14 protein-coding genes and 1 pseudogene are annotated in these 18,299 nt (G+C 63.4%); 7 read left to right on the top strand and 8 right to left on the bottom strand.

What is annotated here, in order from left to right:
* Positions 1–73: 73 nt before the first annotated feature.
* On the bottom strand, positions 74–2,557 hold the full coding sequence (locus DEVEQU_RS11195; RefSeq protein WP_126150663.1) for an acyl-CoA dehydrogenase: 2,484 nt from the start codon (positions 2,555–2,557) through the stop codon (positions 74–76).
* 419 nt (positions 2,558–2,976) lie between these two features.
* Between DEVEQU_RS11195 and DEVEQU_RS11190 the strand changes: the two genes are divergently transcribed.
* Genes DEVEQU_RS11190 through DEVEQU_RS11175 form a run of 4 tightly spaced genes read left to right on the top strand, consistent with a single transcriptional unit; the run spans position 2,977 to position 5,621 of the window.
* Entirely contained in the window at positions 2,977–4,689 is a 1,713-nt protein-coding gene (locus DEVEQU_RS11190) for a long-chain-fatty-acid--CoA ligase (RefSeq protein WP_164550356.1), read from the top strand.
* Positions 4,686–5,078: a MerR family DNA-binding protein gene (locus tag DEVEQU_RS11185; protein WP_126150661.1), complete on the top strand. Its 393-nt coding sequence runs from the start codon at positions 4,686–4,688 to the stop codon at positions 5,076–5,078. Before DEVEQU_RS11190 ends, DEVEQU_RS11185 begins: the two co-directional genes overlap by 4 nt.
* Positions 5,079–5,127: 49 nt before the next feature.
* A complete protein-coding gene (locus DEVEQU_RS11180) occupies positions 5,128–5,385 on the top strand; it encodes a type II toxin-antitoxin system Phd/YefM family antitoxin (RefSeq protein WP_126150660.1) in 258 nt (85 codons plus the stop codon).
* Positions 5,386–5,396: 11 nt separating this feature from the next.
* The gene (locus tag DEVEQU_RS11175) at positions 5,397–5,621 is read left to right on the top strand and encodes a Txe/YoeB family addiction module toxin (protein ID WP_449240200.1); all 225 of its coding nucleotides are present in this window, start codon (positions 5,397–5,399) and stop codon (positions 5,619–5,621) included.
* Between the two features lie 201 nt (positions 5,622–5,822).
* On the opposite strand, the pseudogene DEVEQU_RS20310 reads toward DEVEQU_RS11175, so the two are convergent.
* The 3 genes and pseudogenes from DEVEQU_RS20310 to DEVEQU_RS11160 form a co-directional block, all read right to left on the bottom strand.
* Positions 5,823–5,922: pseudogene (locus tag DEVEQU_RS20310) on the bottom strand (UvrB/UvrC motif-containing protein); the annotation flags it as partial.
* An 88-nt stretch (positions 5,923–6,010) separates the two neighbouring features.
* Positions 6,011–7,576, bottom strand: coding sequence for a cisplatin damage response ATP-dependent DNA ligase (locus DEVEQU_RS11165; protein ID WP_126150657.1), 1,566 nt, complete (start codon positions 7,574–7,576; stop codon positions 6,011–6,013).
* Positions 7,573–8,571 carry a ligase-associated DNA damage response exonuclease gene (locus DEVEQU_RS11160; RefSeq protein WP_126150656.1) on the bottom strand — a complete coding sequence of 333 codons (999 nt, stop codon included), beginning with the start codon at positions 8,569–8,571 and terminating at the stop codon, positions 7,573–7,575. Before DEVEQU_RS11160 ends, DEVEQU_RS11165 begins: the two co-directional genes overlap by 4 nt.
* Before the next feature lie 181 nt (positions 8,572–8,752).
* Here DEVEQU_RS11160 and DEVEQU_RS11155 point away from each other — a divergent pair, with 181 nt between their 5' ends.
* A complete protein-coding gene (locus DEVEQU_RS11155; RefSeq protein ID WP_126150655.1) occupies positions 8,753–10,444 on the top strand; it encodes an ABC transporter ATP-binding protein in 1,692 nt (563 codons plus the stop codon).
* Positions 10,441–11,412, top strand: coding sequence for an aldo/keto reductase (locus DEVEQU_RS11150; protein ID WP_126150654.1), 972 nt, complete (start codon positions 10,441–10,443; stop codon positions 11,410–11,412). Before DEVEQU_RS11155 ends, DEVEQU_RS11150 begins: the two co-directional genes overlap by 4 nt.
* Positions 11,413–11,446: 34 nt before the next feature.
* Here the strand turns inward: DEVEQU_RS11150 and DEVEQU_RS11145 are convergent, their stop codons facing one another.
* From DEVEQU_RS11145 to DEVEQU_RS11135, 3 genes are all read right to left on the bottom strand, one after another.
* Positions 11,447–11,947: a hypothetical protein gene (locus DEVEQU_RS11145; protein ID WP_126150653.1), complete on the bottom strand. Its 501-nt coding sequence runs from the start codon at positions 11,945–11,947 to the stop codon at positions 11,447–11,449.
* Positions 11,948–12,011: 64 nt separating this feature from the next.
* A complete protein-coding gene (locus tag DEVEQU_RS11140; protein WP_126150652.1) occupies positions 12,012–12,290 on the bottom strand; it encodes a BrnA antitoxin family protein in 279 nt (92 codons plus the stop codon).
* Entirely contained in the window at positions 12,253–12,561 is a 309-nt protein-coding gene (locus tag DEVEQU_RS11135; protein ID WP_223214188.1) for a BrnT family toxin, read from the bottom strand. The genes DEVEQU_RS11140 and DEVEQU_RS11135 overlap by 38 nt, the downstream gene beginning before the upstream one ends.
* A gap of 163 nt (positions 12,562–12,724) precedes the next feature.
* Here DEVEQU_RS11135 and DEVEQU_RS11130 point away from each other — a divergent pair, with 163 nt between their 5' ends.
* Positions 12,725–15,631, top strand: a complete 2,907-nt coding sequence (locus tag DEVEQU_RS11130; RefSeq protein ID WP_126150651.1) for an insulinase family protein — start codon at positions 12,725–12,727, stop codon at positions 15,629–15,631.
* A gap of 76 nt (positions 15,632–15,707) precedes the next feature.
* Here the strand turns inward: DEVEQU_RS11130 and hrpB are convergent, their stop codons facing one another.
* Entirely contained in the window at positions 15,708–18,161 is a 2,454-nt protein-coding gene (gene hrpB / locus DEVEQU_RS11125) for an ATP-dependent helicase HrpB (protein ID WP_126150650.1), read from the bottom strand.
* Positions 18,162–18,299 lie beyond the last annotated feature (138 nt).

The following is an 18,299-nucleotide window of genomic DNA, read 5'->3' as shown; positions in this document are numbered from 1 at the left end:
ACCAACCACCCCCACCCTCATTCCCTCCCCTCAAGGGGGAGGGAGGCGCAGGCTCAGCCCGCATCATTCCATTTCATCCAACGGATGAAGCCAACTCCGCCGCCTGCGGCTTGGTTTCCTTCAAGACATCCATCTCGAAATCATCGACATGCACCGCCCGGTTGGTCGCTTCGTCGGCCGCCCGCATGATGCCGGCCTCATTGTCGTTGAGCACGCCCGCAGCCACCGCATCGGCAATGGCATCACGGTCGAGCCGCCGCTCGAACACACCCTTGCGCGACGCCTTGATGAACCTTGCCTCGATTTCCTCGGCCTCGGTCACCTTGACGAACGCATCTTCCAGAACGCCCGTAACGTCATTGGGGTCCATGGAAACATAGACGCCCGTCGTCAGCCGGTCGCGGAACGCGCCGGGGCGCAGCACCGAACGCACGAAGCGATAATTGACCCGGTCGCTCGAGCGCTTGGCATGCCGCCCCAGCGGGAAGCAGAGGAAACGCATGGCATTGGCGAAGACCGGATTGGGGAAATTGGCAAACACCTCGCCGAAGATGCGTTCGATATTGGCGATACGATCTTCCATGATCGCGTCGACCAGTTCCTTGTCCTCGGCGATGCGACCTTCTTCGTCGAAACGCTTGAGCGTTGCCGACATCAGGTAAAGCTCGCCCAGGAGATCCGCCATGCGCCCCGAGAGCTTCTGCTTGCGCTTCAGCGCCCCGCCCAGCACCACCGTGGTCCAGTCGGCCACCAGCGCGAAATCCTGCGCATAGCGATGCAGGCGACGATACCATTTGGCCATTGGCCCTTCATTGGGCGAAGAGGCGAAGGCGCCATTGCTCACCCCATGCAGGAAGCTGGCGGCGATATTGCGCAGCATGAACTTAGTGTGGCCGCCAAAGGCGGCGTCGAACGCCTCCATGCCGGCGCGCTTGTCCGGCGACTGGGCCGCTTGCACTTCCTTGAGCAGATAGGGATGGGCGCGCAGCACCCCTTGCGCAAAGGTCATCAGCGTGCGGGTGAGAATGTTTGCACCCTCGACCGTGATCGCCACCGGCAGGGCCTGATAGGCCCCGAACAGATAATTGCCCGGCCCATCCTGGATGGCTCGACCACCATGGATGTCGAAGGCATCGTCCATGCTGTCGCGCATGGCCTCGGTGGTGGTGTATTTCAGCAGGCCCGCAATCACCGCCGGACGCTGGCCCTCATCGACCATAGAGGCAGTCAGCCGCCGCGCCGCCTCGTACATATAGGCGCGCTTGATCATCTCGCCCAGCGGTTCGGCCACGCCCTCCATGATCCCGACGGGAATGCCGAACTGTCGCCGCACCCGCGCATAGGCAGACGTGGCGCGCAGCGTCGCCTTGATCGAGGTCGAGCCGATGGCGGGCAGCGAAATGGCGCGCCCCGTGGACAAACATTCCATCAACATGCGCCAGCCCTGCCCGGCATAGTCGGTGCCGCCGATCAGGAAATCCATGGGCACGAACATATCCTTGCCGCGCACCGGCCCATTCATGAACGCCTGGCGCGCCGGAAAATGCCGGCGTCCGATATCGAGGCCGGGATGGTCATGGGGGATCAGCGCCAGGGTGATGCCGATATCCTCGCCGCGCCGCAACAGGTTATCGGGGTCCTTGAGGATGAAGGCGAGGCCAACCAGCGTCGCGATCGGGGCCAGGGTAATATAGCGCTTGTCGAAGCTGAGCCGCACGCCCAGCACTTCCTCGCCATTATACATGCCCTTGGTGACGACACCGATATCGCGCATGCCACCCGCATCCGAGCCCGAATGCACGCCGGTCAGCGCAAAGCACGGCACGTCCTGGCCGGTGGCGAGGCGATGCAGATATTTCTCCTTCTGCGTCGGCGTGCCGTATTTCTCGAGCAGCTCACCCGGCCCGAGCGAATTGGGCACCATGACCGTGATCCCCGCCGCCACCGAGCGGCTGGCGATCTTGGAGACGATCATCGACTGCGCCTGAGCCGAAAACCCGAGCCCCCCATGCTCCTTGGCAATGAGCATGCCCAGGAAACCCTTGTCCTTGAAGAACTGCCAGAGCTCGGGGCTGAGATCGGCGCGATTGTGCCTTATGTCCCAGTCGTCGATCATCCGGCAGGCAGTCTCGGTCTCATTGTCGAGAAAGGCCTGCTCTTCCGCAGTCAGGGTCAGCGGCCGGATTTTGGTCAGCTTGTCCCAGTCCGGGCGGCCGGAGAACAGTTCGGCATCCCAACCCACCGTGCCGGCGTCGAGCGCTTCCTGTTCGGTGCGACTCACTTTGGGCAGGATGGATTTGACCGCCGCATAAATCGGCGGCAGCAGCAGCGCCATCCGCACCGGTTTGAGGCTCAGCGCCAGCAGCACCGCGCCCAGGACGATCAGCAACCAGCTGCCAAAGCCCAGCCCATAGACTGCACTGCCCGCCTCGGTAAAGCCGATCCCTGACAGCAGCGCAATGACCACCATCGCCAGGCCCCACTGCCACATCGGGCTTTCGCGCATCGCCAGCACGGCGAAAACCACAAGACTGACTGCAATTAGCAACAAGGTCACTGCTCTGTCCTCCCAGAGCGTCTGCCGGCGAAAGGTCTGGGCCGCCGTTTGCAAACGCGCCAACTTCAAGATCGGGCGCCGGCAATCGTTCCGCCACCCCGTCCATTCTACCGATTCAGGACCTGCCCTCGAAGCGGCAAGCCCCAGTGCCGTCTCCACAGCTTAGCGCCGAGACCAGCATTTGTTGAGCCAGTTTACTCAAGTTTACGTATACGTCAATCCAGCGCACATTAGGTCATGCATCAATGTGCAGAACCCGCAGGATGACCAAGTCCGGGCATCGAATTGACGCTAACGTAAAGCCATGGAATACTTTGCTAACCACGCAATGCCAGCCGCAGCAGCGGCAACCGGTCAACGTCCGGACATTGCGCGAGGGAGCCATCCGCTGGCGACAGCGGCATATGAGGAGGAACGCCATGGATACCACGACGACGACCCCCGCTACGCCGCGCCCCTGGATATCGAGCTATCCCGAGGGCATGCGCTGGGACGCCGAGATCGACACCACACCGGTACATGAACAGGTGCTTGCCGCCTGCGCCAAGAATCCATCCGCTGTTGCGTTGGATTTCCTCGGCGGCACCACCACATTCGGCGATCTCGCCAAGCAGATCATCGCCTTTGCCGGCGCCCTGCAGCGCCAGTTCGGCGTCACCAAGGGCACGCGCGTCGCCATCATGCTGCCCAACACGCCCTTCTATCCCATTGCCTATTTCGGCGTGCTGCGGGCCGGCGGAACGGTGGTCAATTGCAACCCGCTCTATACCGTGCCCGAGCTCAGCCACATCACGGCCAATGCCGGCGCCGATGTGATGATCACGCTGGACCTGCAGCAGATTTTCGAGAAGGGCGAAGCCCTGCTCGCAGCCGGTCACGTCAAGTCGCTGGTGGTCTGCCACTTCCCCAATGCCCTGCCGCTGGTCAAGAAAATCCTGTTCTCGGTGGCCAAGCGCAAGGATCTGGCGCAGCCGAAAAAATCCCGCTTTGCCGATCGCATCACCAGCTTCGGCGACATGATCGCGGCCAAAGCCACGCCCGACGCGGTGGTCATCGCCCCCGATGACGTTGCGGTGCAGCAATATACCGGTGGCACCACCGGCATCCCCAAGGGCGCCCTGCTCACCCATGCCAATATCGCCGCCAATATGAGCCAGATCGACCAATGGGGTGACGGGCTGTTCTACCCGCCTTCCAAGGTCGTGGCCGTGCTGCCCTTTTTCCATATCTTCGCCATGACCGTCTGCATGAACGTGCCGCTCTGCAACGGCACGCAGGTGGTGATGCTGCCGCGCTTCGAGCTCAAGGCACTGCTCAACCTGCTCACCCGCACCCGCGCCAATGTGCTGCCGGCCGTGCCGACCCTGCTCAACGCCATTGCCCGCGCCGACACCGCCACTGCCGAACAATTGGCAAGCCTTGAAGTCGCCATCTCCGGTGGCGCGGCCCTGCCAGACGAAGTGCGCAATGCCTTCGCCAAGAAATCCAAGGCGCTGCTCGCCGAAGGTTATGGCCTCACCGAAGCCTCCCCCGTCGTATGCTGCGCCGCCCTGCGTGTACCCTCCAAGCCCATGTCCATCGGCATGCCGCTCCCCGCCACCGACCTGCGCTTCGTCGATGTCGACAGTGGCAAGGTGGTGGAAACCGGCGAGGACGGCGAACTGCAGGTCAAGGGCCCTCAGGTCATGCCAGGCTATTTCGAGGACCCCAAGGCCAGTGCCGACGCCTTCATGGATGGATGGCTGCGCACCGGCGATGTCGGCCATATCGACGAGGACGGCTACGTGTTCCTGGTCGATCGCATCAAGGATCTCATCATCTGCTCGGGCTTCAACGTCTATCCGCGCACCATCGAGGAGGCGCTGATGACCCATGAGGCCGTCGAAGAGGTCAATGTCATCGGCGTGCCGGACGAATATCGCGGCGAAGCCCCCGTCGCCTATATCAAGCTGCGCGCCGGCCAGTCTGCCACAGAGGAAAGTCTCAAGACCTTCCTCAAGGACAAGCTCAACAAGATCGAAATGCCCAAGGAGATCATTTTCAAGGACGCCTTGCCCAAGACGCTGATCGGCAAATTGTCCAAGAAGGAACTCCGCGAGGACTATGCCCAGACAAGAGCCGCAAAGAAGTGAACCGGATCGACGCCGACAACAAGGATCTCTACGCCATTGCCGATCTCGCCAAGGAGTTCGGCATCTCGACGCGCGCGATCCGTTTTTATGAATCCAAGGGCCTGATCGCCCCCGAACGGGTGGGCGCCACCCGCGTCTTCCGCCGCCGCGACCGCGCCCGGCTGATCCTCATCCTGCGCGGCAAGCGCCTGGGCTTTTCCCTGCGCGACATCTCCGACTATCTCAGCCTCTACGATGCCGACCGCAACCAGCAGGTCAACCTGCTCGCCGAAAAGGTCGACGAACGCATCGCCCTGCTCGAACGCCAGCGCGACGACCTCGAAACCACCATTTCCGAACTCCGTGAAATCAAGAACCTCGCCGATCAGCGGGTGCAGAAAGCGAGCTGATTGATTTTTTGTACAAAATAACGTACATAAGCGCGCAAGGAGACCTCTCATGCGCGCCAAATCCATTTCCGACTTTCGCAAAAACATCGCGGCCGACATCGATACGGTCATCGAAACCCGCGAACCCCTGATCGTCACGCGGACCGGCGGGAAAAAGCCTGTAATTGTCATCCCTCTGGATCAGGCGAGCGCCTGGGATGAGACAGCATATCTGCTGAGCAGCCCGGCCAACGCCGCAAGGCTTCGTGAAGCCATTGCCGAAGCCAATCGGGGCGAAGGAACGGTCCGCGAGCTGATTGAGGAATGAAAGTCGCCTTTATGTCGAAAGGCTGGGAGGACTATCTGTATTGGCAGGCGACCGACAAACAGGTGATCAAGAAACTCAATTCGTTGATCAAGGACTGCCAGCGCTCGCCCTTTGAAGGCATCGGGCAACCCGAAGCGTTGAAGCACGAATTCTCCGGCTGGTGGTCGCGACGCATTACGGACGAGCACCGCCTTGTCTATCGCCTGGTGGAAGACCGGCTGGAAATAGCCCAATGACGCCATCACTATTGATGGCCAGGACCTAACGTCCCCGCGGCTTCCCTTTCGTCATCAGGTCCGGCTTTTTCGGCTTCACCCAGCCCTTGGGCGGTTGCCGCACCGGACTGTCCGATCCCAATCCCATCTGACCCGGCGGTGGTTGGCCCACCGAAACCTCGACTGGCTTGCCCTCGTCGAGGATCACCTGCGTCGCGCCATCCCCGCCCTTGAGCCGGGCAATCTCGTCGCGCAGCGCCGCCGCCCGCTCGAAATTGAAATCCGCCGCCGCGTGCTCCATCTCCTTCTCCAGCGCCGCGAGACGCGCATGATTGCTGCGTGATGACATCTGTCTCTCCCAATTCGCCGAACCGCCCCTCCCCCTTCTTCAGGGGGAGGCTGGGTGGGGGCTACCCCACAAATGCATCCATGTCCTCGAGCCGCGCCGCCTCCTGCGCCGGCTTGTCCCAGCGGATGCGGTTGATGCGCGGAAACCGCAGGGCCACGCCCGACTTATGCCGCCCGCTCTTTTGCGCGCTGTCGAACGCCACCTCAAAGACCAGTTCCTTCTTCACCTCGCGCACCGGCCCGAAGGCCGCTGTGGTATTGGCGCGGATCCAGCGATCGAGCTGTTTCAGCTCCTCGTCGGTAAAGCCGAAATAAGCCTTGCCGATGGGCACGATCTCATTGCCCTTCCATACGCCGAATGTGTAGTCCGAATAATAGGAACTGCGCTTGCCATGCCCACGCTGGGCATACATCAGCACCGCGTCAACTACATTGGGATCGCGCTTCCATTTGTACCAGAACCCCTTCGGCCGCCCTGGCACATAAGGAGCGGTCCGGAGCTTGATCATCACCCCTTCATGCCCGTGCTCGTCCGCCCCCTGCCGGCGCAAACGGCCGAGATCGTCCCAGTCGGCAAATGGCAATATTTCGGACAGGTCCATGCGGGTCTGCGGATTGGCCGCAAACCAGTTTTCAAGCCGCGCTCGCCGGTCCTGCCAGCCGAGTGCCCGGATATCCTCATCGCCATCGAACAGCATGTCATAGACCCGCACGAAAGCCGGCAATTCGCTCATCTGCTTGCCCGACGCCACCTTGCGATTGAGCCGCTGTTGCAGGTCGTTGAAACTCCTGGCGTCGAAGTCGTGCCCCACCAGCAGTTCCCCGTCCAGCACCGCCCGGCCCATCGCCGCCTCGACGACGTCTGGAAAACTCGCCGCAATATCGTCGCCGGTGCGCGAAAACAGCGAAGCACCGTTCTTGCCCAGCACCAATTGCACCCGAATGCCGTCCCATTTCCATTCGGCGGAGAAATCGGCGGGATCGAGCTTTTCGAAATCCTTGTCCTCGATCGGGTTGGACAGCATCAGCGGATGAAACCGCGCCGTATGATCAATTTCTGGCCGTTCCGCTCTGCCCTCCAGCCAGGCGAACAGTTCCTCATAGGGCGGCTTCAGCCCATGCCAGACTTCCTCGATCGCCTGCAACTCGACCCCGCTCATCTGCGCCAGCGCCGTCTTGGCCAGTCGCGCCGATACGCCGATGCGCAGGGCTCCGGTGGCAAGCTTGACCAGCGCCCAGCGCTCATGGATCGCCGCCTGCGTCAAAAGCCCACCGATCACCTTGGGCAATTGCGCCTTGCTGGTGGTATTGAGCAACTGCACCAGATCGCGCAACCGCGGCAGCTCGCCCGCACCATGATGCGGCCAGATCAGCGCAATGGTCTCGCCGAGATCGCCGACATAGTCGTAGCTCAGTGCAAACAGCGTCTCGTCCACCTCGGCCAGCACCGTTTCCTTGAGCAGCGCCGGTTTGACATTGCTGATGTCCATTTCTCCGGTCAGCACCGCCAGCGCCAGCCCGCGATCGGGATCGGGTACCTCGGCAAAATACTGCGCCAGCGCCGCGATCTTGCGCGTCCGCGATGGCGTCAGAGCGAGAAGTTCGAGCAGGTCGGCAAAGCGTTTCATTCGCCACCCTCCCCGCCATCGTCGTCCAGCCCCGGCAGGGCCAGCGGCTCGGCGTCGAGGCCCTGGGTGCGGCACCAATAGACCAGCGCATCCTCACGCCCATGCGTGACCCAAACGGTGGAGGCGCCGCTTTCGAGGATGGAGGCATTGAGCTCGCCCCAGTCGCAATGGTCCGAAATTACCAGCGGCAATTCCACCAGCGCCTGTCTTGCCCGCTGCTTGACGCTCATCCAGCCCGAAGCCTGGCACACCACGGGATCGGGAAAGCGTCGGCTCCAGCGGTCGCGAATGGCCGAGGGCGGTGCGATCACGATCTGCCCCGCCATCGCCGCCTTGGGCATGCCGGTAGCCGGGATCAATTCGCCCAGCGACACGCCTAGTTCTTCGTAGAGCGCGCAGAGCCGGATCATCGCGCCGTGCAGATAGATCGGCTGGTCCCAGCCGGCATCGCGCAGCAAGGCGATCACCCGCTGCGCCTTGCCCAGTGCATAGCACCCCACGAGGTGACAGCGCTCCGGCTGCGTCGCCACCGATTTCAACAGCCGACCGATCTCCTCGCTTGCCCGCGGGTGCTGGAACACCGGCAGCCCGAACGTCGCCTCGGTCACCAGGAGATCGCAGGCCACCGGCTCATAGCGCTCGGCCGTGCGGTCCGGCAGCCGCTTATAGTCGCCTGTTATCACCACCCGCTCGCCACAGCGTTCGAGCCGCACCTGCGCCGAACCCAGAATATGTCCGGCGGGATGAAGGCTCACCTTTGTGCCGTCAATATCGAGGTTCTCGCCAAACCGCAGCGCCTCGAACCGCCCGGCGCAATCCTCGCCATAGCGCACCTTCATGATGGCGATGGTCTCGGGCGTCGCCAGCACCGCGCCATGCCCCGATCGTGCATGGTCGGCATGGCCATGGGTGATGATGGCACGCTGCCGCGGCTCCGCCGGGTCGACCCAGGCGTCGATGGAAGGCACATAGAGATTGCGTTCGATGATGGCCATGACACCCCGCGCTCAGCAATCGGAAACGGCGCGCACCCGCATCCGGTTGCGCCGCCTACCTCGCACCTTGCCCCACTCACCCTGCCACCCCCTGGCAGCAATACCATTGCGGCGCCGGATTTGACCCTCACGCGCGGGATCGGCATGGTGCAAGGCCCTTTCCCTGACGAGCGATTCCCCCATGACGCCCAAGGACTGGTCAACCATCTGGCCGCCGCTCAAGTCGATCTACGCTATCTTCCTGCGCCAGGAGCGCTGGATGCTGGTTGGCATTGCGCTGGTGGTCCTGGTCAGCGCCATACTGGCGGTGGTCACGCCCTATGTCTTCTCCCGCCTCGTCGACATGCTGGCAGCAGGCAATCTCCCGGCCGGCATTCTCATAGGCTTTATCGGCTTTGCGCTCTTGCGGGGCATCGCCACCATTGCCGGTTATTCGGTCAATTACCTCGCCATCATCGCCGCCGAAAACCTCAACTACATCGCGGCCACCAGCTTCTTTGCCACTCTCTTGCGCAAGCCCGGCGGCTTTTTCATCGATCACAACCCGGTCGAAATCCAGACCGCCCGCAACCAGGGCGAAAACGCCGTCTATGCCCTGGTGCAGTTGGCCATCATCGTCTTCATACCCGGCATCACCCAGATCATCCTCGCCATTGCCCTGCTCGGCGCGGTGATCACCCCCGAGCTCATGCTCATCGTCATCATCTACGGCGTTTTCTTCATCGGCCTTACCGCCCTCGCCAATCGCTGGACCCGCCCCCTGCTCGACAAGGCCATCGAAGCCCAACAGGACAATTCCAGTTTCGTCGGCAATGCGGTCAACGCCATGGAGACACTGCGCTATTTCAACGGCGACCGCTGGATCAGCGAACGCTTTGCCGAAAAGGCCAATCTTTCCCGCGCCTCCTGGATCGGCTGGTCGAGCCGCCGCATCTTCCTCGCCGGCATTTTCGGCGGCGCCCTCGCGGCACAGCTCGCAATTACCTATGCGCTATTGCTGCCGCGCTTTGCCGCCGGCGAAATCAGCGTCGGCGACATCGTCCTCATCAACATGATCCTCATTCAGCTCAACCAGCCTTTCGAGATGATCGGCACCTCGATCGATGAATTGATGCGCGCCGCCGCCCGCTTCATGCCCTTTGCGCGCATGTGGTCCTCGCCCGACGACACCGCCCGCCATGGCGATGCCGCGCTTGTCGTGCGCGAGGGACGATTGGGGTTCGAGAATGTCGGTTTCCGCTATGGCGAGCGCCAGACTCTCGCAGGCGTCAGCTTCACCGCTGCGCCCGATCGCATCACCTTCATCACCGGGCCCACCGGCTCGGGCAAATCCACCCTGTTCAAGCTGGCGCTCAAGACGCTGGAGCCGACCCAAGGCACGATCCGTGTCGACGGCACCGATCTCTCAACCATCAGCCGCACCAGCTGGTATGATGCGGTGGGCGTCGTGCCGCAGGACGTCATGCTGCTCAACGATAGCCTTTCTGCCAATATCGTCCTCGGCCGCCCCTATGACGAAGCCCGCATGCGCGAAGCGGCGGCCCAGGCCTCGGTGCTGTCCTTCATTGAAACCCTCCCCGATGGCTTCGCCACAACGGTGGGCGAACGCGGCCTGAAACTCTCGGGTGGGGAAAGACAGCGTGTTTCCATCGCCCGGGCCCTTTACGGCCGCCCCAAGGTGCTGTTTCTGGACGAAGCCAGTTCGGCACTGGACGAAACCACCGAAGCCGAGATCATGATGGAACTGCGCAGCCTGCGCCATGCGGTCACGATCCTGGCCATTACCCACCGGCGCAGCGTCATCGGGCCGGAGGACCAGATCGTTACCCTGGCTGAGCGCGCACCGGCCATCCCAATGGAGACTAAGCAATGAAAACGCGGCGACTGGGCAAGACCGGTTATGACGTCAGCGAAATCGGCCTCGGCTGCTGGCAGCTCGGTGGCGATTTCGGCCCGGTGGGCGACGACACCGCCACCGCCATCCTCGACGCGGCCGAGGCCGCCGGCATCAATTTCTGGGACACCGCTGACGTTTATGGCGGCGGCCTCTCGGAAAGTCGCATCGGCGCCCATGCCAAGCCGGGCATACGCATCGCCACCAAGGTCGGCCGCGATTCCAGCCTCTTTCCCAATGCCTATAGTTTCGAAGGCATACGCGAGAGCCTCCTCGGCTCGGCTCGGCGCCTGGGCGTCCAGACCCTCGATCTCGCCCAGCTCCATTGCGTCCCCACCGAAGTGCTGCGCGAGGGCGCCATTTTCGGCTGGATGGACCAGCTCCGCGCCGAGGGTGTGGTGCGCCATTGGGGCGCCAGCGTCGAAACCATAGAGGAGGGCCTGATCTGCCTCGACCAGCCCGGCTGCGCGACGCTGCAGATCATCTTCAACCTGTTCCGTCAGGACGCCGCCACCACGCTTCTGCCCAAGGCCGCCGAGCGCGACGTCGGCATCATCGTCCGCCTGCCCCTGGCGAGCGGGTTGCTGAGTGGCAAATACGACAAGACCACGCGGTTCGAGGCCAGCGACCACCGCAATTACAATCGCGACGGCGCCGCTTTCTCGGTCGGCGAAACCTTTTCCGGCATTCCCTTCGAGCGCGGCGTCGAACTGGTGCAGGAACTGAGAGGCCTGGCGCCCGAAGCCCTGCCGATGAGCCAGTTCGCCCTGCGCTGGATTCTCGACCACCCCCAGGTGTCGACCGTGATCGCAGGCGTCTCCAAGCCCGAACAGATCGCTGATAACGTCGCCGCCAGCGAGCACAAGAGCCTGTTCCCGGCGCTGATGACCCAGCTGGGCGAATGGTATGAGCGCGAGGTCAAGCCCGAAATCCGCGGCGGCGTCTGAACCTTTGCTGCCCGGCGCCAGGCCGGGTAGCAAATTACTCCTCGCAGCGCGCCGGCAGAATGGCGTCGAGCGCGCCCGAGGCCGGTTTCATCTCGCCCTTTTCGATATGAAGCGGCTGGTAGGGCGGCGCATCCTGAATGCTCGGCTGGGCCAGCCTTAGCGTATAGCAACCGACGAATTGGCTATGCTTGCCGGCCGCATCTACCGCATCGATGGCGACGGGCAAGGTGTAATAGGTACTGCCCGCCGCGCCCTCCTGCGCCTCGTCGCCGGTCAAGAGCGTCACGAATTCGGTCTCGGCATAGCCCTTCTTGAACGCCTCGTAATCTTCTGCGGCCTTGGCATCATCGGCCCGCGCCACGGCGTTCTGGCCATAATAGGACCAGGCGCGCAGATATTCCTTGCGGTTGATCGCATTGTAGAGCGACTGCACCAGCGCTGCCCCAGAGGAGCGGTCATCCTGATAGCTCGGCGGCTCCTGCGCCAGGGTCGGTGTTGAAATCACCAGGGCAAGTGCAAGACAAATATAGCGCATAGGGGCCTCCGAACTGCAGCGCCCCAACCTGCCCACCCTTTGCGTCAGCATCGCGGCAAAGCGCTCATCGGCCCTGCTGCGCCTTCACATAGGCCTTGAGCACGTCCTGCATGCGGGTGATGTGCCCCTTGCCCTGCTGCTTGAAAAACGCGAACACGTCCGGATCGAGCTTGAGATGCACAGACGTGGGAGATGATCTGGGAGGAACCAGAACAGCGTGCTTCCAGAATTCTTCGCCCAATTCAGGACCCTCTGGAGCGTCGCGGCTGTCGTGATAATCCCCACGCTCACGCATTTGCTTGAGCTCATCCATTGAATAGCGCTTGATATTTTCTTTGGTCATTGCGACCGCCTTTCCAGGCCGAAATCAGCCTGATCACATCGTCTCGCCGCGTATGCACCACGACGAAGCATTCATCGTCCACGTAGCCGATAGCGCGGTATCGGAACTCACCATAGTCGTTCCTTTGATCGCTGGTCATGTGGACCGGTTGTTCAAAAATGAAAGCGGCGACACGAAAGTCCACCCCGTGCTTGGCGATGTTCGAAAGCCTTTTGTCTTCGTCCCATTCATATTCCAAATGCCCCTCCCAATAAGGGATGTTGGTGGTCAAGGCCGCCCTTGATCGGTGCAGTCACGACAGACCTGCACACTCACCTCAAAGAAGCTAGTATACACAAAAAATGTACACTTTCTGGAATAGATGTCCACCCCCTAGCGACGGCGCATTTGTGCACCTAGGTTAGATGCCTGAAAATCAAGAAGAGTAGCCTGCCATGTCCCACCCCGCCTTCGAACTCGTCCGCGACGAGACCATCGCCGAGATCAATTCGCAGGCGCAGCTCTTCCGGCACAAGAAGACCGGGGCGGAGGTACTCAGCCTCGTCAATGACGACGAGAACAAGGTGTTTGGGATCACCTTCAAGACTCCGCCCGAGGATTCCACCGGCATCGCCCATATTCTCGAGCACTCGGTCCTGTGCGGCAGCGCCAAGTTTCCGGTGAAGAAGCCCTTCGTGGAGCTGTTGAAGGGCTCTATGCACACCTTCCTCAATGCCATGACCTTTCCGGACAAGACCGCCTATCCGGTGGCCAGCCAGAACCTCAAGGACTTCTACAATCTGGTCGATGTCTATCTCGACGCCGTGCTGTTCCCGCTTTTGACCGAAGACACGTTCGAGCAGGAAGGCTGGCACTATGAGCTGGAAAGCCGCGACGCGCCGCTGGTCTATAAGGGGGTCGTATTCAATGAGATGAAGGGTGTCTATTCCTCGCCCGATTCGGTGATGCACACCCTCACCCAGAATGCGCTCTTTCCCGACACCACCTATGGCAAGAGCTCGGGCGGCGATCCCAAGGTCATTCCCGAATTGACCTTTGCCGACTTCAAGCGCTTCCATCAGACCTATTACCACCCTTCCAATGCCCGTGTGGTCTTTGCCGGCGATGACCCCGCTGACAAGCGCCTGGAGCTGCTCGACGCCTATTTCAGCCGCTTTGAGCCCATCCGCGTCGATGCCGAGGTCAAGCTGCAGCCGCGCTGGAACGCCCCGCGCCAGGTCAGCGGCACCTATGCCGGCGATATCGACCCCGACAAGCGCCGCGACGGCATGGTCTCGGTCAATTGGATGCTCGAGCCGCCCGAAGGCCGCGAGGAAGTGCTGAGCCACGGCATGCTGAGCTACCTGCTCGCCGGCAATCCCGCCGCACCGCTGCGCAAGAAGCTCACCGAAAGCGGGCTGGGCGAAGGGATGATCGGGGGCGGCATTTCCACGTCCCTGCGCCAGCCCATGGGCGGCTTCGGCCTCAAAGGCATCGACCCCGCCAATGCCGAAAAGGTCGAGAAACTTGTGCTCGAGACCCTGGCCGAACTGGCCGAAACCGGCTTCTCCGCCGAGCAGCGGGAAGCGGCCATCAACACCTTCGAATTCAACCTGCGCGAACAGAATACCGGCTCCTATCCGCGCGGAATGAGCTACATGTTCTCAGCGCTCGGCAATTGGCTGCATGGCGGCGATCCCCTGGCGCCGCTGCAGTTCGAAGCCGCGCTCGACGCGCTCAAGGACAAGGCCGGCAAGGGTCACTTCGAAAAGGAAATCCGCCGCCACTTCCTCGACAACTCCCATCGCCTCACCAGTCTCTTGCAGGCCGATCCCGAACAGGGCGCCCGCGAAGCACGCGAAGAGACTGAAAAGCTCGCAGCCGTCCGCGAGACCCTCGACGACACCGCCATCGATACGGTGATCGCGCGCACCGAACGGCTGAAAGCCCTGCAGGAAGAGGTCGACAAGCCCGAGGATCTGGCCAAGATCCCTACGCTGACCCTGGCCGATCTCGACCGCGACATCCGCACCATCCCCACCGAGGAAAGCCGGGTGGGCGGCGTCCGCACGCTCTACCATCCCCTGCCGACCCTGGGCATTCTCTACCTCGATATCGGCTTTGATCTGCGCGTCCTCGACAAGGCCCTCCTGCCATATCTGCCGCTCTTCGGCCGCGCCCTCTTGCAGACCGGCACCGGCAAGCAAGATTTCGTCTCCCTCACCCAGCGCATCGGCCGCACGACGGGCGGCATCGCCCAGCATCGCGCCCTCGCCACCAAACAGGATGGCAGCGGCACCGCCGCGTGGTTCTTCCTCTCCGGCAAGGCCGTGCCCGACAAATTCGGTGCCATGCTGGAGATCATGGGCGATGTGTTGCTCGACGCCCAATTGGGCAATCGCGAGCGCTTCAAGCAGATGGCGCTCGAGGAAAAAGCCGGCTTCGAGGCTCGCCTCGTTCCCGGCGGCAATGGCATTGTCGATACCCGCCTCAAGGCCGGGCTGACCGAAGCCAGCTGGATCGCCGAACAGCTGGGCGGCGTCTCCTATGGGCAGTTCCTCAAGACCCTGGTCAAGACCATCGACAGCGATTGGCCCGCGGTCGAAGCCACGCTGCGCACCATCCGCGACCGCCTATTCAACCGCACCCGCATGGTGGTCAACGTCACCGCCGACGAGGCGCTATGGCCGCAGGCCCAGGGCGAAGTTGCCAGTTTCGTCTCGGCCCTTCCCGATGCCGCGCTACCCGATGCCGACTGGAGCCACGCCTTTGCGCCCCGCAATGAGGGGCTCATCATCCCGGCCCAGGTCAATTATGTGGGCAAGGGTGCCAATCTAAAGGCTCTCGGCATCGAGCTCAGCGCCGCCACCACAGTGGCACTGCGCCTGCTCAACACGACCTATCTCTGGGACAAGGTGCGCGTGCAGGGCGGCGCCTATGGCGGCTCGAGCCGTTTCGACCTCACCTCGGGCAATTTCGCCTTCCTCTCCTATCGCGACCCCAACCTGCTCAAGACCCTCGACGTCTATGACGGCGCGGCCAAGGCGCTCAGGGCCGAAATCGGCGAGACCGATCTCACCCGCTCCATCATTGGCGTCTTCGGCGATCTCGACCGTCCCGAATTCGTCGATGCCAAGGGCTATTCGGCCATGTGGCGCCTCCTGACCGGCACTACCGACGAGCTCCGCCAGCGCCGCCGTGACGAAATCCTCGGCACCAGCCGCGCCGACTTCCTCGCTCTGGCCGACGCTCTCGACGCGGTTGCCAAACACGGCCATGTCGTCGTCCTCGGCGGCGAAGCCGCCATCACCGCCGCCAACGAAAAACGCCCCGGCCTCTTGGAAGTCAGCAAGGTGCTTTAAGCCCGCCGCGACCTATTAGCGCCACAAAGCCGCCCTCGGGATTGACCCGAGGGCCCCGCGCAGGGCTGCCAGCGCCTCAAGTTCCGCGCGGCTTGGCGCGGCTGGTGGCCGGGGCCGCCAGCGGGTCATCGGGCCAGGGGTGGCGGGGATAGCGACCCTTCAGATCCTTGGCCACGTCTTTCCAGCTGCCACGCCAGAAGCCGGGCAGGTCGCGCGTGGTCTGGATCGGCCGATGCGCCGGCGACAGCAGCACCAGCAGCAGCGGCACCTTGCCATTGGCGATGCTCGGATGCCGGTCGAGCCCGAACAACTCTTGCACCCGGATCTCCAGCGCCGGACCGTTTTCGGCGGCATAGTCGATCGGCAAATGGCTGCCCGACGGCGCATGGAAATGGCTGGGCAGCAGCTTTTCGATCTCCTGCCGCTTCGCCCAAGGCAATAGCGCATCCAACGCCATACCCAGATGCTCGGCTGAAATCGCCGAAAGTTTTGTCTCGCCCACGATATGGGGCACCAGCCAGGCCGTGTCAGTCGCCAGCGCCGCGTCCGAGAGATCGGGCCAGTCCCCGCCCAGCGTCTGCTGCAGGAAACTGGCGCGGGCCCGCAACGCCTTCTGCTCCTTGCTCCAGGGCAGCGTTTCCGGCCGTTTGAGCGCCGCTTCGGCCAGCAATTGCGCCGCCGCCTCAAAGTCGCTTACCGGCGCCGTGTCGTCCGCCAGCCGCAGGGCGTCGAGCCGCCTTTGCCGCCGCGCCCGTACCGAGCCGGTGGCGGCGTCGAAGGCCAGCACTGTGCGGCTTTCGATATGCGCCGCGAACAGGGTTTCGAGGTCGTCGCCATCCAGCGCCACCGCCGAGCGGATGCGGCCCTGCGTGGCACTGCCGGTAAGATCGGCCACCACGATGAACGGCGACCCCGCCAGCCCATGGCCCTCGTCCAACTGCGCCTGCCGGCCATTGGCCAGCCGAAACCGTCCCCGCGCGCCCGCCGATTGCGCCACCCGATCGGGGAAAGCCCGTGCCAGATGCTGCCCCGCCGGCAATGCCTCGCCCGTGGCGCCGCCCGCCATGCGTGCCCAGCGTCCAGCCAGCGCCCGCGCCTCATCGGCCCGCTTGCCGCGCTCATTGCGAAACCGGTCGAGCCGGCGCGCCAGGTCGACATCATCGCCCCCTAATCCCCGCTCGCCGATCAGCACCGCCAGTTCCGCCGCGCCACGCGCATCGCCATCCTCGGCTCCGGCCATCACCATATGAGCCAGCCGAGGATGCAGCGGCATCTGCGCCAGCCCCCTGCCCGCCGCCGTCAGATGCCCAACCGCATCCACGGCATCGAGCCGGGTCAGCAGTGCCCTGGCCTCAGCCCATGCCGGGGCCGGTGGCGGATCGAGAAAGCGCAGCGTGTCCGGATCGGACACGCCCCAGGCCGCCAGGTCGAGCATCAGCCCCGACAGATCGGCGGCGAGGATTTCGGGGGTGTCGAAGGCCGACAAAGCCGCCGTCTGCCCCTCGTTCCAGAGGCGTATACAGACGCCCGGACTGGTGCGGCCGGCGCGGCCGCGGCGTTGGTCGGCACCGGCCCGCGACACCCGCACCGTGGCCAAGGTGGTCAGCCCTGTCGCCGGCTCATAGACCGGCACCCGACGAAAGCCGCTATCGAGCACGATCCGCACGCCCTCTATGGTCAGCGAGGTTTCGGCGATCGACGTCGCGAGCACCACCTTGCGCCGCCCCTCCGGCGCTGGCTGGATGGCGCGGTCCTGTTCGGCGGGACTGAGCTGGCCATAGAGCGGGGCGAGATCGATAGTGCCAGGCAATTGCGCAGAAAGCCGTTCGGCCACGCGGGTGATCTCCCCCTGCCCCGGCAGAAACACCAGCATCGAGCCCTCATGCTCGCGCAGTGCCCGCAATGCCGCCACGGCCACTTGGTCCTCGAGCCGCTGCAACGGATCGGGCTCGGCATAAAAGGTCTCGACCGGAAATGTCCGGCCCGGACTATCGATCACCGGCGCGGCATCGAGCAATTGCGCCACCCGCGCCCCGTCAATGGTCGCCGACATCACCAATAGGCGCAGATCCTCGCGCAGCGCCTTGGCGTCGAGCGCCAGCGCCAGGCCCAGATCGCCATCGAGGCTGCGTTCGTGAAATTCGTCGAACACCACCGCCGCGATGCCGCTCAGTTCCGGGTCATCGAGGATCAGCCGGGTAAACACCCCCTCGGTGACGATTTCGATGCGCGTGCGCGCCGAGACCCGGGTTTCCATGCGCACGCGATAGCCGACCGTCTGCCCCACCTCTTCGCCCAGAAGCTTCGCCATCTGCCGGGAGGCGGCGCGTGCGGCCAGCCGGCGCGGTTCGAGCACGATGATGCGTCCATCGCCCCGCCAGGGTGCGCCGAGCAGCGCCAGGGGCACGCGCGTGGTCTTGCCGGCGCCCGGCTGCGCCACCAGCACCGCACTGCCATGGCTCGCCAGCGCCTCCGCCAGCGCCGGCAGGGCAGTATCGATCGGCAAGGGCGGCAGCGGCGGCAGGCTCATGGCTCTGGCGATAGCCGGTTGCGCCAATGCCCGGCAAGGCCTATTCGGCGCGCCGCGTTCAGACACCGTTCACGACAAGGCGTACTCGGTGGTTCTCACCGGCCGGATATGGGTTTAGGCTCCGCCACGTTCAGAAAC

The sequence above is a fragment of the Devosia equisanguinis genome, assembly GCF_900631955.1.
Classification (GTDB): Bacteria; Pseudomonadota; Alphaproteobacteria; order Rhizobiales; family Devosiaceae; genus Devosia; species Devosia equisanguinis.
The sequence above is the reverse complement of the archived record's forward strand: the minus strand, read 5'-3'. Positions and strand labels throughout refer to the sequence as shown.